This window comes from Pseudomonas sp. NFIX49 (assembly GCF_900115915.1).
GTDB classification, from domain to species: domain Bacteria; phylum Pseudomonadota; class Gammaproteobacteria; order Pseudomonadales; family Pseudomonadaceae; genus Aquipseudomonas; species Aquipseudomonas pharyngis.
On sequence record NZ_FOYE01000005.1, the window covers coordinates 410,549 to 424,652 of the forward strand.

The window sequence follows — 14,104 nt, forward strand, 5'->3', positions numbered from 1 at the left end:
CGTAATTTTAAGCACCAACTACTTTTACCGATCCGCATCCTTCAGCCAGGAGTAAAAGCATGAGCAACTATGACGTGGTGATTCTGGGCGGTGGCCCCGGCGGTTATAACGCAGCGATCCGCGCCGGCCAGCTGGGCCTCAAGGCCGCATGCGTCGAGGGCCGCGCCACGCTGGGAGGCACCTGCCTGAACGTCGGCTGCATGCCGTCCAAGGCGCTTTTGCATGCGTCAGAGCTGTACGAAGCGGCGCTGGGAGCGGAGTTCGCCAACCTCGGCATCGAGGTCAAACCCACGCTCAACCTTGCGCAAATGATGAAGCAGAAAGACGAAAGCGTGAGCGGCCTGACCAAAGGCATCGAATTCCTGTTCCGCAAGAACAAGGTCGACTGGATCAAAGGCTGGGGCCACATCGACGGCCCCGGAAAAGTCAGCGTGACCGGCGATCAGGGTAGCCGGATCGAGCTGACTGCCAAGGACATCGTCATCGCCACCGGCTCCGAGCCCACTCCCCTGCCCGGCGTGGAGATCGACAACAAGCGCATCCTCGACTCCACCGGCGCGCTGTCCTTGAGCGAAGTGCCCAAACATCTGGTGGTGATCGGCGCAGGCGTGATCGGCCTCGAACTCGGTTCGGTCTGGCGCCGGCTCGGTGCGCAGGTAACCGTGGTGGAATACCTCGACCGCATCTGCCCCGGTGTCGACGGCGAAGCCGGCAAGACTCTGCAACGCTCACTGAGTAAACAAGGCATCAGCTTCAAGCTGAGCTCCAAAGTGACCAGCGCCACCTCCTCGGCCACTGGCGTACAACTCAGCGTCGAGCCTGCCGCTGGCGGCAGCGCGGAAATCCTCGAGGCCGATTATGTGCTGGTGGCCATCGGTCGTCGTCCGTACATCCAGGGCCTGGGCCTGGAAAACGTCGGCCTGAGCACCGACAAACGCGGCATGCTCGCCAACAAACAGCATCGCACGGAAGCGCCTGGCGTGTGGGTGATCGGTGACGTGACGTCCGGGCCGATGCTCGCGCACAAGGCCGAAGACGAAGCCATGGCCTGCATCGAGCAGATCGTCGGCAAGGCCGGCGAGGTCAATTACGAGCTGATTCCCAACGTGATCTACACCCGCCCGGAGCTGGCCAGCGTCGGCAAGACCGAGGAGCAGCTGAAGGCTGAAGGCCGGGCGTACAAGGTCGGCAAATTCCCGTTCACCGCCAACAGCCGGGCGAAGATCAATCACGAGACCGAAGGCTTTGCCAAAGTCATCGCTGATGAGCGCACCGACGAAGTCCTCGGCGTACACCTGGTCGGCCCGAGCGTCAGCGAAATGATCGGCGAGTTCTGCGTGGCCATGGAATTCAGCGCCTCGGCCGAAGACATCGCGCTGACCTGTCACCCGCATCCAACCCGCTCCGAAGCGTTGCGTCAGGCGGCAATGAATGTCGAAGGGATGGCGACGCAGATGTAAGCACTGTGCGAATACTTCCCGCGCAATGCGGGAAGTATCAGGACGGCAGATGCCCCAGCGGCAATGCGCCGGGCGTTTTCACCGTGTGGATCGCAAAATTGCTGCGGATATCGCTCACCCCCGGCAGCTTCAACAGGCAACCGGTGAGAAAGCGGTCGTAGGCGCGCAGATCCGGCACCACCACTTGCAGCAGAAAGTCCGATTCCCCGGACACCAGAAACGCTGAAATCACCTCCGGCAATGCGGTCACCGCCCGGTGGAATGCCTCGGCCTGTTCGTCGTTGTGGCGCTCGACCTTGACCCCGACAAACACCGTCAGCCCCAACCCCACTTCATCACGGTCCAGATTGGCCTGATATCCGCGAATCACCCCGGCCTCTTCGAGCATCCGCACCCGGCGCAGGCACGGCGATGCCGACAGGCCGATTTCGTCGGCCAGTTGTACGTTGCTCAGGCGTCCGTCCCGTTGCAGTGCGGCAAGAATCTTGCGGTCGAAGGCATCCAGTTTCATGGTTGGCAGATCCTGATGGTTTTCGCGGTGAAAGAGCGCAGATTATGCCAATCCAGAGGCCTTTAGAAGCTGACTACGCAACCACCTGCCCTGCCCTTCGGCCCTAGACTGAGGCTACCGAATCGACAACGAAAGGGGTGCGATATGGCAAGTCTCTGGCTGTTTTTCCTGGCGCTGGCAGTGGTCTTTCTGTTGCCCGGCCCGGACATGATCCTGCTGTTGCAGACCGGTGCCCGTCAGGGACGCGGCGCAGCGCTGGCCACGGCGGTGGGTCTGGCCATCGCCCGAGGCTGTCATGTAGCGCTCGCGGCGCTGGGGCTGGCGGCGCTGTTCAAGGCGGCGCCGTGGACCTTCGATGCTGTGCGGATCGCCGGGGCGGCGTATTTGCTGTGGATCGGCATTCAATGCCTGCGCACCACGCTGTTGCCGGATCTGGACGCCGGCACCGTGACGGACAGTCATGCGCAGTGGTATGCAGCCATCCGCCGCGGCCTGCTGACCAACCTGCTCAACCCGAAAGCGTTACTGTTCTGCTCGGTGCTGCTGCCGCAGTTCATCGTGGCAAATGGCGCAGCGGTGCTGACCCAGTTCGCCGTGCTCGGTGCGATGCTGGTGGGCACAGGTCTGCTGTTCGACAGCGCCTACGCCCTGACCGGCGCCGCGCTGGGCCGCTGGCTGAAACACAGCCCGACGGCCCAGCGGGTGCAGCAGTGGCTGTTCGGCAGCCTGTTGATCGGCTTCGCCGTGCGCCTGACGTTCGTCCAGCAGGCTTAGGCTTTGCGGGCCTTACGCTGGCGGCGGGTGATCAGCAGCAACGCCACAGCAGTGAAGGCCACGATCGCTCCGATCTGCACCGGCCACTTGTACGGCCGCAGTGTCGAACGCACCGAATCGGTCACCTGAGTGACGTAGCGCTTGTCAGCGTTTTCAAAATCCGGATAAGGGCATTGATGGCCGAAATCCACGGCCCACGGCACGTACGGCCCTTCATCGACATAACGTTTGTACAACGCGCTCTGCTCTTCCAGGCTGCTGTTCCAGCCCGCCGCCGAGCACAACACAGCGGCGAACGCCTGGCTGGTGTGCGGCAGATTATCTGCCGCACGACTGGCCAGCGCCGTGGCGACAAAACGATAGTGATAACGCTCATCCGGTTGCGCTTCACTGGCCTTCTGACGTCGCACTTCGGCCTCGCTGACCAGCGGCCCGACTTTCAGCTCGGTGTTTTCCAGGCTGTAGTTGCCGCCGAAGGTCGCGTAATCCGGGGCCATTTCGTAGCCCAGGATGTCCATGCCCCACTCACGGGCTGTCCACGCAGCATTGAACAGTGCGCTGGCACGTTGGGTCGGCCACCACGCTGAGTCGGCCTTCAGGCGTTGCTCGCCATAGAGCCGGGCCTTGTTCTGCAGATCGGCATTGTCGAAATAACCGACCGCTTCTGCGTAGTGCCCCTCACGCAACAAGCGCCGCCCCAGCAGATTGCGCAGGCTGGCGGCCACCGGCAGCGGCACGTAATTGTCGCGATCCTGCTGGCTCAGCGCGGGCGGTGCCGGCACGTTGGTATCGACATAGTTTTTCAGCTCCTCGACCGTCAGCACTCGCTCGGCCACGGTCGCAGCGTCGAACCAGTAAAGGTGCTGGCTGCGATACAACTGGTCGAAGGCCTGCAGGTACTCGCCACGTTGCAGCGCAAGGATCGCGCGCTCGCCCTCGACCCGGCATTTCGGCTGCACGGTTTCGAGATTCCAGTCGGCCGTACGCCGCTCGCCCCAGGATTCGTCCTGCGGGAACGCTTGCGCAGCCTTCGCGTAGGCCGCAGCCGCTGCGTTCCGATCGCCATCGCGCACCGCCAGTTTTGCCCGCAGCCACCACGCCAGACCGCTGTCGCCCGCGTGTTCGAGGAACGCCTTGGCGCTGGCGTAATCGCCTTGCTGATAATTCATCGCCGCCAGGCGATCAGCGTTGTCGAGGCTGCCTCGGGTACTCGCTTGCAGCGCTTTGACCAGTTTCTTCTCGTTCGGCGGTTCATCGCCGAACGACCAGCCAATGCGGCTGATCAGCGAGGCGGTCACCAGTTGCTGCACCGCTTCGCGGCGCAGCAATTTCGCCAGCCGATCTTCGGGCTCCTCGGCCAGTTCGTTCATCAACTGCTTCAGCGAGGTGTAACCGACGTTCGAGCCGTGCAGGTTTTGCGCGGCATACAGCTTGATGGCGTTGTTCCAGTCACCCGCCATGCGCAACGCCCGCGCCTCTTCGCCAAGGCTGGCCACGCCCAGTTCCAGCGGATCGCTGAAGCCGTCGATGCTCAGTTGCCGCGTCTGGCGGAACGCGTCGATAGCGTTTTCCCAGGCTTCAAGCGCATCGCCCGCTTCGCTGCTCATGGCAAAGTACGCCCGGCCCAGAGAATAGGCAGCCCAGGTGCTGCGCAACCCACGCTGATCGGCCGGCAGCGCCAGCAACTGACGGAAATACTCGACCGCCAGTTGATGGTCACCGGCGCCGAACGCCACCGCGCCCGCCACATACAGACGCAGTTCCGCCGGCAGGCTCGCACCCTGCGCGTCGACCTGACGCGCGTCGGTCAGGCTGCGCAGCTGTTTGACCAGCGCTTGCTGTTCAGGCGTCAGGCCGATCTGCTCGGCCTTGTCGCGCACCTCGGCGGGTTCTGGCGCCTCGGCGTAGATGTCATCCGGATTGTGGGTGGCGGCGGTGACGTTCTTCAGCCCGGCGATGGTTTTGCCGAGGCGACTGATCTCGAACCTGAAGTTGCCCTCCGGCAGCTCCGCGATTGCCCGCGATCGTCGAGCAGACGCATCGGGAAGTCCGGGCCACAGGCCAGCGCCGAGCCCAGCGGCAGGCTGAGGCTCAGGCACAGCAGATGGCGGGGCCAGTTACGGGTCAACATGCGAACCTCCTTGATCAATATTTGCGCAGCGTGCCCAACCGATCGCGCGCTGCCCTCCCGCCGGCAATCGGCCGTCGCGCAGGCGGGTGAAGGTAAGCAGATCCGGGTCTTGTTGCAACGAATAACCGGCGAGCGCGTCAGCGCCTTCGCAGCCCCGGGCCTGGATGGTGATGCGGGCGGGCCAGGCGCTGTCGAGGTTACCGACGTTACGCAGGGCAATGTCTTGCAGGCCATTCTGTTCGGTAAACACCACGCCGAGCTGGCTGCTCAACGCATCGCCTCGGGCGACCGCGCGCAGCGTGCTCAGGCTCCAGGCTCTGCGGTCGTTGGCCAACGGCAGACGAAACCAGATCAGGCCGGCCAGATGCGCCGGGCGATCCTCGCGCAATTCATTGGCGAGTCGGCCCAGTTGTTGCGGATCGGCGAGCAATTCGCGCCGCTGACCACCGCGCTCGAGCGGTACTTCGCTTTCCACCACCGGAGCGCCATCGACATCCGGCAACAGCGCTACACCATAGGCCGGCAGCGCCAGATAAAACGGTTTGTCGGTCACTCGCCCCCAGGCCTTGGCCCAGCGCTGCGCCTGTTCGGAGTCGAACAGACCGCGACGCGGATCGCTGACGGCATGCACCTGCAACACACTGCTGTCGACGGTCGCCAGCAACGCCGGCAATTGCGGACTGTCGAGCCAGGCAGGTAACGCAGTGATGCTCAGGGGCAGATTGGCCGGCAATGCCGTACGCAAGTGAGCAAGGAATCCGATGTAAGCAGGCAGGCGGGCATTGCCGGCGTCATGGTCGATCTCGATGCCGGCCAGCGTGAGCCCCTGACCTTGCCAGTCAGCAAGCACTTGGAGGATCTGCGCCGTGACCGCTTGCGAATCGAGCGCCTTGAGCTGGCCGTCGAGGCGAATCACCGCGATCAACGGCCGGGCATCGCGTCTCAGCAACGCAGAATCGACGCGTGCCCGGCTCCATCCGGCATTCGGGAACGCCTGCAACGCCAAGACCCGCAACGTCGAAAAGTCGTTGCGACTGTTATTCAGGGCAAGCTCATGGGCCGGCGTCCATTGCCGTTGCCAGACGTAAAGTTGCTGATCGAGTGGCACTGCGTCCTGTCGCTCACAAGCACACAGCAACAACACAGCCACCAGGGCGGACCACCCGATGATAAAGCGCATACCTTGCAGATCCCTGAGACATCAGGCTGCAAGGTTACACAAAAGCGTTCAGGGCTTGCGGGCAATGATGACCTGACTTTTCGCCACCACCGCATCCAGCGCCTGCTTGATCTGCGCGCCGCGCGGCGAGTCGAGCACCGCTTGCCAGGTCTCGGCCCAATGGTTGAGCAGCGGATGATCCGGGTTGCTGAATTCGACCTTCGCTTCCCAGAACAGCATCATCCACATCGACCAGTAAAAGCCGTACTGGCTATGGCTGATGATCTCGAGTCCCGCCTCGCTGACCATCGCCTTGAACTGCTCTTCGCTGATGATGCGAATGTGGTTGGGCTTCTGGAAATACTCCGGCGCGGCGATGTCTTTTTGCAGGTCTTCGGAGCTGGGGTGCGGCACGCTCAGCAGATACAGCGCGCCCGACTGGCCGACGCGCACCAGTTCGGCAAGGAACTGCGCCGGGTCGTCGACGTGTTCGATGACTTCAGTGGACACCACGCGAGTGGCGGTGCCATCGGCGATCGGCAGCGGATTGCAGTCGGTCACATGGCATTCGACGCCACGCGCCGGCGTATCGCTCAGGCGCTGGCGAGTCGCTTCGACCTTGGCGCCGTCGATGTCGGCAATGATGATCTTCGCCCCGCGCATGCCGCAGAAATGCACGTTGCCACCGTCGCCGCAGCCAACGTCCAGCAAGGTGTCGTCGGCGGTCACCGGGAAGCCTTTGAACAGCTCGCCGGTTTCCTGGTTGAACCAGCCGCTGAGCATCGCGTCGTGCAGGCCGAGCATGTAAGGGTCGACCTTGTCGGCGACCGGTGCGACAGCGTGTGCGGGGGCCGGAGCCGCCGTGAGTTTTTTCAAAAGGCTCAGCATGAGGTGGCTCCAGGGGGCGAGACAACGGTTCGCGAGGTGCCGAGGCGTTTCACCAGCGTGGCGCCTCGATTGCGCATGGGCATTTCGATCAAGCGGTAATTGAGTTCGCTGAGCAGCACGATCAGGCCACCGGCAATCAGCAGCGTCATGATCGGATGCCCGGCCGGGCTCGGCAGGCCGGCACCCTGCAAACGGAAAATCAGTTCCCGCACCAGTTGATAGGCCGGGATGTGGATCAGGTAAATGCCGTAGGAGCGGCTGCCGATCCATGCCATCAGTCGTTGCAGGCCACCGGCCGGCAGCAGGTAATTGCGGTCGTATGAAGCGATCCACACCAGCACGGCGCTGAGCACGGCGATAGACCCGATGCGGTAACCGGCGAAGGTGAAACGGTCGGTGGCCATGAAGCTCAGCAGCGCTCCGAGGCCGATCAGCGCGAACACTCCGGCCCATGGCCGCCGCAGGAATACCGGCTCCCAACGGCGATAACCCGGCTGCACGCTCCACATGGCCAACAGCACACCCAGCGCCAGCGCATCGGTACGAATCACCATCAACAGCGGCGTGCGCACCGTGAACAATTGCACCGCCACCAGCGCCAGCAATGCCCACACCAGATACTTGCGGCACAGCATGATCACAAGCGGGAACAACAGGTAGAACTGCTCCTCCAGCGCCAGGCTCCAGTAGACGAAACTGCTGCCGTATTCGTAATGAAAGAACGCATCGGCAAAGCGGAAGTTGGCGTACTGCAGCACCCCGGCCAACGTGGCCTGGACGTTGGCGGACCACGTCCCGAACGCGCCTGATCGATTCAGAAACACGCACGCCAGCAGCATCAACGCCAGCCACAGCCAGGCCGAGGGCAACAGACGAAACGCCCGACGCAGCCAGAAATTGCGCGTCTGCTCCCAGTATTCCTGGCGATTGCTGCAACCGCGCAGCGCCGGGATCAGGCTGCGGGCGATGACAAACCCGGAGATCGCAAAAAACAAGTCGACGCCCCACCACGGCTGCGCCCAGGCATGAACCCTTTCAAGCAGCGGCACCGGGTCGGTGAACAGGCTGCCCTGCAGGTGATGAAACAGCACGCCGAGTACCGCGAAAGCGCGCAGGACTTCGATGTCCATGATCCGCTTGCCGCTCATGACACAGGTCCTGCATCGAGCGGTTTGCGGGCGATGATCACCTGACTCTTGGGCATGAACCGGTCGAGCATCTGCTTGATCGCCAAACCGTCTGGCTGCGCCAGCAAGTCCTGCCAGGTTCTGGCCCAGCTCTCCATCAACGGTGGATACGGCGCCTGGATCCGGTCGCGCACGGCACCGCCAAGGTCACGGCCGGCAGCCCGCTCGCTGGCCCAGAAAAAAATCATGCCCATGACCCAGAAAAATCCCGTGGCCTGACGATGCTCAATCACCAGACCAGCATCCTCAACCAATGCCGCGAAGCGTTCCGGGGTGAAGATCTGCACATGATTGGGCGACTGGTAATAACCCGCCGGGGCGATGCCCTGCTGCAAATGCTCGCCCACCGGTGCCGGCACGCTGAGCAGGTACAGCGCACCGGGACGGCCCATGCGTACCAGCTCGGCCATGAACGGCTCGGGATGATCGATGTGTTCCAGCACTTCCATGCACACGACCTTGCTCGCACAGCCGTCGCTCAGCGGCAATGGCAGGCTGTTGCTGACCAGACCGAGACTGGCCTTGCGGCTCTGCGCTTCGACTTGTCGGGCGAGGTCGCGCACCTTGTCGTGTTCGCTGTCGGTGAAGATCACCGAGGCGCCCTGGCGCACGGCGAACAATGTCGCGACACCCTCGCCACACCCCACGTCGAGCAGGGTGTCGTCCGCGTCAATGACAAAGCCCTTGAGCAACTCACCACTGTCGCCGTGAAACCAGCCGTCGAGCATGGCGTCATGCAGACCCACATCCCTGGGCGACACGCCCGCGGCAACCGGTTCAGGCACGGATACCGGCGCCGGGTGCGCAACCGGACGCAAACGCCTCAGCCATGCGCGGATCATGTCCCCGTGGCTTCCGTTGCAGCGGCACCAAGGTGCTCGTGTACCTGAACGAGAAAATCGCGCAACCGCTGCTCGGCCACCGCCTGACTGCAGAACGCCTGCAGGCTGGCAACGGCCTGCGCCGACATCTGTGCATAGCGCCCGGGATCGTTCTTCGCCACCTCATAGCTGTCGCGATAGGCCACACAGACCGACGCCCAGTTGGTCATATAGCGCAACGTGCGGAACGCCTTGCGCGGATCGTGAGGCCAGGCGGTGAGTTCATCGGTGGACTCCACCACGAATGCGTTATCGGTACTCAGGTAATCGATCATCGCCGTGGTCCGCGGCGCCACAGCCGGCTTGCCGCAGGACATGAATTCCATCAGTGGCAGACACTGGCCCTCGCCGTAGGACGTGTTGACCACGTACCGGGTGGCCTGCACGAGACGCTCGTAGTCGGCATCCGCGAGGTAGCCGTAAATCAGCACGATGCGACAGCGGTAGGACTGGTTCTTGTACAGATGATGAAGAATGTCGCTGAGCGCCTCTTCGGCATCGTGGTGCGTGAGCTTGAGCACCAGTGTCGCGTCTTCGACATCGCGAAACGTCACACAGAAGGCGCTGAGCATGTCTTCCCAGTTCTTGCGTCCGTCACCGGGATTGAATACCGAGGTATAGACGACCCCCTCCAGTAGCAACTCTTGCTCGCGCACCGGTGCCTGGAAATCGATACCCTGGCCACGGCGCAGGTGTTTCGGGCCAAACGCATTGAGATCAAGCTGACGACTGTCGGCCACCAGCCCCTTGATCGTCAGGCGTACCGGCCCTGTCGAGGGCTGGCCCTGAAGCTGCGCGCCACGGGCCGCGAAGCGATCCCACACCGGCGCCGGCACCGCGACAATCGGGTAATCGGCGCCCATGGCCTCGCGCACGGCGTTGACCGTGTAGGTGGAATGGGTGATCGCCGCGCCGCAGGCCCGGAGCACCGTGCGCCAGTCATTGCGCGGCTCGTTGTCGAAGGGTTCGTTGGGGATGGTGCTGAATTCCCAGGCGAACACCGGCAACGTCGGACATGCCAGGTGGATCGGCGTGCGGTGCGGCGGCGAGAACGACAGGAACACGCAGGGCTCGCCACGGGACAGGCATTCCAGATACAACGCATCGACTTCGCGCGCCGGATCGACGACTTCCACCACACGCCCAAGGCGTTCGAGCACCGGGCGATACTCCTTGAGCACGAAGTAATAGCTGTACTCCGAACGCCCCAGGTTCTGCGCGATGGTGTGCTGGTTGGTTTCCGAATGAATGATGATCAGCATGAGGCGTTGTCCGTCACGGGGGCGGCATCGGCAGCCAGCGGCACGAGGCCGAAAAAGTCCGCCATGCGCCGTTGTACCGGGGCAAACGCGCAGTAATCGTGCATGCGTTCGACAGCGGCGGCAGACATGCGCGCGTATTCCTGCGGCTGCGCCTTGGCCATCCGGTAGCTGTTCTCATAGGCGCTTTTGAGCGAAGCCCAGTCCGGCCGATAGCGCAGGGTGCGGTAGATGATGCGGGTGTCCTGAGGCCAGATCGTCAGCTCTTCGCTGGACTGCACGACGAAGGCCACCGTGTCGTCGATGTAATCTTCCATGGCCGTGTGGTCCGGGGCGATCACCGGTTTGCCGCTGGACATGAACTCCATCAATGGCAGGCACAGGCCTTCGCAGCGTGAGGCGTTCACGTAGAAACTCGCAGCCTGGTAGAGCCGCGCGTATTGCGCGTCGTCCAGATAACCATGCATCACCAGCACCCGGCAGGCGAACGGTGTCAGTTGTGCGAGCAGGGTCATCAGTTCGCTGTAGTAGGACGCCAGATCGTTCTGGGTAATCTTCAGCACCAGTGTCGCGTCAGGCGTTTCGCGAAAGGCCCAGCAGAAGGCGGTAACCAGATGATGCCAGTTCTTGCGGCCGTCCCTGGGGTTGAACACCGTCACGTAGATCACGCCTTCCACCGTGGTCTCGACCACCGAGGACGTGTCCGGCAGATCCAGCGGCGGTGGCTCGGCCACGGCCACCGCATGCGGAGCGGCAATGGCCGGCAGGCGTTTCTCGAGCCAGGCGTGCGTGCGATCCGACAGCAGATCCTGCACACCTTCCCAGTACCAGTGATGCAGGAACTTCACCCGTTCTTCACCCGCCCCCAGCCTCCACAGACGCAGATAATGACGGGCAATGACCAGGCGGCGTTTGAACGTCAGCGGTGGCGGGCGCAGTGCCTCGATTTCAGCCAGTTGTTCGGCAGTCAGCGGCTTGGGCAACAGATCGTCGGCAGATAACGCCAGCGTGCGACTGTCGAAAATGCAGCCCTTGATGGCCAGGGTCGCGCCGGGATTGATCGGCTCACTGACATGTTGCTCACGAATGGCGGCGAAGTTTTCCCACAAGGGCGTCGGCAGCACGAGTACCGGAAAGTCCTCGCCCATGGCGCGGCGGATCGCCCGGGCAGTGTGGCTCGACAGCGTGATGACCCGTCCCTGTCGGGCGAGCATCTGCGTCCAGTCGTGGCGCGGATCATCGTCCCATGATTCATCGGGGATCGAATCGAATTCCCATGCAATCACGCAGATTGTCGGGCATTCAAGGTCGGTCGGGGTATTTTGTGGCGGCGTGAAGGACAGGAAAACGCTGCTTTCACCGGCGGCGAGCAGTTGTCGGTAGAGTGGATCAACCTCGGCGCTAGTGGACACCACATGCACTCGCCCCAGGCTTTCCAGCACCGGGCGATAGGCCTTGAGCACGAAGTAGTAGCTGTATTCGGGACGCCCCAGACTCTGGCTGATGGAGCGGTCGTTGACGTCCGAGTAGAGAATGAAATTCATGGCATCCCACGGTGCAACCGCCATCCCGGCAGCTTCACGCTATGACGGCCGGGCGTCGGATCGAACCGGCATCAGCGCTGTTCGTCCTGCGTCATCGGGCACGTCTCTGTTCTTGTTTTAATGGTCGGTTTTACCCTGTCGCACGATCCTTGCGAAAAGCCGCCGGGGATCGCGACGAGGGGCATTCTAAACACATCCGTCGCGCCTTCGGGAACCGCCCGGCGAGAAAAACCCGACTACTCTGACGAGAACTGACCGGTCACGGTTTGGCCGGTTGAAATTGCTGCGCAATTGGCACAGATTGGCAGCCAAACAACTACAACAATGACTTCACCTGCCGTTCTGCCCGGTTTTTTCAGGGGTCTGACAGACATTCCCTTAAAGCCTGTGGGAAGAGGTGAAAGTTAAAGACCAAGGGGTCGCTGTTTGAAAAAAAGTCTGTTCATCACGGGCCTCAGTGGGTTCGTAGGACAACACATCCAGTCACGTCTGCAAGGGGAAGACGCGACGTGGCAGCTGCTGCCTGCCGCCTCTGCCTATGACCTGACAAAACCGGACAGCCTCATCGACCTGTGGCCGCAACTGCCCGATGCGGTCATTCATCTGGCCGGCCAGACCTTTGTCCCTGAAGCTTTCCGCGATCCGGCACGTACCTTCGACATCAACCTGCTCGGCACCCTGAACCTGTTGCAGGCCCTCAAGGCCCGCGGCTTCAAGGGCACGTTCCTGTATGTCAGTTCGGGCGACGTCTACGGCCAGGTCGAAGAACCCGCGCTGCCGATCACCGAACAACAACCACCCTGCCCGCGCAATCCCTATGCAGTCAGCAAACTGTCGGCGGAGTTCCTCAGCCTGCAATGGGGGCTGAGCGAAGGCTGGCCGGTAATGGTCGCGCGGCCGTTCAACCACATTGGTACCGGGCAGAAGGACAGCTTCGTCATCGCCAGCGCCGCGCGGCAGATCAACCGCATCAAGCAAGGGCTGCAAGCGCCGCGCCTGGAAGTCGGCGACATCGATGTCACCCGCGATTTCCTCGACGTCGGAGACGTAGTCTCGGCCTATTTCGCCCTGCTGGAAAAAGGCACGCCGGGACAGGTCTACAACATTTGCTCAGGCCATGAGCAAAGCATCCGCAGCCTCATCGAACAGATGGGCGACCTGGCCCAGGTCAAGCTGCAACTGGTTCAGGATCCGGCACGCATGCGCCGCGCGGATCAGCGTCGCGTCTGCGGCAGCCACCAACGGCTGGCCCGGACCACAGGATGGACGCCGCAAATCACTACACAACAATCCCTGCGGGCGATCCTGTCCGACTGGGAGACGCGAGTACGACAAGAATGACAAAAAGTGCATTGATCACCGGAATCACCGGCCAGGACGGCGCGTATCTGGCCAAGCTGCTGCTCGACAAGGGTTACAAGGTTCACGGCCTTGTCGCACGGCGCAGCAGCGATTCACGCTGGCGCCTGCGGGAGATGGGCGTCGAAGCGGACATCGTCTACCTGGATGGCGACATGGCCGATGCCTGCTCGGTGCAGCGCGCGGTGATCAAGTCGGCACCGGACGAGGTGTATAACCTGGCAGCCCAGAGCTTCGTCGCTGCCTCCTGGGACCAACCGGTGACCACCGGGATCGTCGATGGCCTGGGCGTGACCCACCTGCTCGAAGCGATCCGTCAGTTCAGCCCGCACACGCGTTTCTATCAAGCGTCCACCAGCGAAATGTTCGGTCTGATCCAGGCCGAGCAGCAAGACGAGAACACCCCGTTCTACCCGCGCAGTCCTTACGGCGTGGCCAAACTCTATGGCCACTGGATCACCGTCAACTACCGCGAAAGCTTCAACCTGCACGCCAGCAGCGGCATTCTGTTCAATCATGAATCGCCCCTGCGCGGCATCGAATTCGTGACCCGCAAGGTCACCGACGCCGCCGCCCGGATCAAACAGGGCAAACAGCAGGAGCTGGCCCTGGGCAACATCGACGCCAAGCGCGACTGGGGCTTTGCCGGTGATTACGTCGAGGCCATGTGGCTGATGCTGCAACAGGACAAGCCCGACGATTTCGTGGTCGCTACCGGCGTCACCACCACCGTGCGCGAGATGTGCCGCATCGCCTTCGATCACGTCGGCCTGAACTACCGGGATTATGTGAAGATCGACCCGGCGTTTTTCCGCCCGGCGGAAGTCGAAGTGCTGCTCGGCAACCCGGCCAAGGCCCAGCGCGTGCTCGGCTGGAAACCCAGGACCGACCTCGACACCCTGATCCGCATGATGATGGATGCGGACATGAAACGCGTCGCCAAGGAGTAGG

At 62.6% G+C, this 14,104-nt stretch carries 11 protein-coding genes and 1 pseudogene; 4 read left to right on the plus strand and 8 right to left on the minus strand.

Annotation, left to right across the window (positions count from 1 at the left end):
* Window positions 1-59: 59 nt before the first annotated feature.
* On the plus strand, window positions 60-1,460 hold the full coding sequence (gene lpdA, locus BMZ46_RS16815; RefSeq protein ID WP_074689859.1) for a dihydrolipoyl dehydrogenase: 1,401 nt from the start codon (window positions 60-62) through the stop codon (window positions 1,458-1,460).
* Window positions 1,461-1,497: 37 nt separating this feature from the next.
* Here lpdA and BMZ46_RS16820 read toward each other — a convergent pair whose 3' ends face one another.
* Window positions 1,498-1,971 carry an Lrp/AsnC family transcriptional regulator gene (locus tag BMZ46_RS16820; protein WP_007954205.1) on the minus strand — a complete coding sequence of 158 codons (474 nt, stop codon included), beginning with the start codon at window positions 1,969-1,971 and terminating at the stop codon, window positions 1,498-1,500.
* A gap of 144 nt (window positions 1,972-2,115) precedes the next feature.
* Between BMZ46_RS16820 and BMZ46_RS16825 the strand changes: the two genes are divergently transcribed.
* Window positions 2,116-2,745, plus strand: coding sequence for a LysE family translocator (locus BMZ46_RS16825; protein WP_039765022.1), 630 nt, complete (start codon window positions 2,116-2,118; stop codon window positions 2,743-2,745).
* Here BMZ46_RS16825 and BMZ46_RS16830 read toward each other — a convergent pair.
* From BMZ46_RS16830 to BMZ46_RS16860, 7 genes and pseudogenes are all read right to left on the minus strand, one after another.
* A pseudogene (locus BMZ46_RS16830) lies at window positions 2,742-4,876 on the minus strand (hypothetical protein). The gene BMZ46_RS16825 and the pseudogene BMZ46_RS16830 sit on opposite strands and share 4 nt — an antisense overlap.
* On the minus strand, window positions 4,863-6,056 hold the full coding sequence (locus BMZ46_RS16835) for a DUF3142 domain-containing protein (protein WP_074689857.1): 1,194 nt from the start codon (window positions 6,054-6,056) through the stop codon (window positions 4,863-4,865). The pseudogene BMZ46_RS16830 and the gene BMZ46_RS16835 overlap by 14 nt, the downstream one beginning before the upstream one ends.
* 48 nt (window positions 6,057-6,104) lie before the next feature.
* Window positions 6,105-6,923: a class I SAM-dependent methyltransferase gene (locus BMZ46_RS16840; RefSeq protein ID WP_074689855.1), complete on the minus strand. Its 819-nt coding sequence runs from the start codon at window positions 6,921-6,923 to the stop codon at window positions 6,105-6,107.
* Window positions 6,917-8,071 carry an acyltransferase family protein gene (locus tag BMZ46_RS16845; RefSeq protein WP_074689853.1) on the minus strand — a complete coding sequence of 385 codons (1,155 nt, stop codon included), beginning with the start codon at window positions 8,069-8,071 and terminating at the stop codon, window positions 6,917-6,919. The genes BMZ46_RS16840 and BMZ46_RS16845 overlap by 7 nt, the downstream gene beginning before the upstream one ends.
* Window positions 8,068-8,952: a class I SAM-dependent methyltransferase gene (locus BMZ46_RS16850; protein WP_074689851.1), complete on the minus strand. Its 885-nt coding sequence runs from the start codon at window positions 8,950-8,952 to the stop codon at window positions 8,068-8,070. Before BMZ46_RS16850 ends, BMZ46_RS16845 begins: the two co-directional genes overlap by 4 nt.
* A complete protein-coding gene (locus BMZ46_RS16855; RefSeq protein WP_074689849.1) occupies window positions 8,949-10,253 on the minus strand; it encodes a glycosyltransferase in 1,305 nt (434 codons plus the stop codon). The genes BMZ46_RS16850 and BMZ46_RS16855 overlap by 4 nt, the downstream gene beginning before the upstream one ends.
* Window positions 10,247-11,794, minus strand: a complete 1,548-nt coding sequence (locus BMZ46_RS16860) for a glycosyltransferase (RefSeq protein WP_235375855.1) — start codon at window positions 11,792-11,794, stop codon at window positions 10,247-10,249. The genes BMZ46_RS16855 and BMZ46_RS16860 overlap by 7 nt, the downstream gene beginning before the upstream one ends.
* Window positions 11,795-12,220: 426 nt before the next feature.
* Here BMZ46_RS16860 and BMZ46_RS16865 point away from each other — a divergent pair, with 426 nt between their 5' ends.
* Together BMZ46_RS16865 and gmd are read left to right on the plus strand one after the other, a co-directional pair.
* Window positions 12,221-13,135, plus strand: coding sequence for a GDP-mannose 4,6-dehydratase (locus BMZ46_RS16865; protein WP_074689846.1), 915 nt, complete (start codon window positions 12,221-12,223; stop codon window positions 13,133-13,135).
* Window positions 13,132-14,103 (plus strand): GDP-mannose 4,6-dehydratase, encoded by a 972-nt coding sequence (gene gmd / locus BMZ46_RS16870; RefSeq protein WP_039765008.1) that lies wholly within the window; start codon window positions 13,132-13,134, stop codon window positions 14,101-14,103. Before BMZ46_RS16865 ends, gmd begins: the two co-directional genes overlap by 4 nt.
* The last annotated feature ends 1 nt before the right edge of the window (window position 14,104 follow it).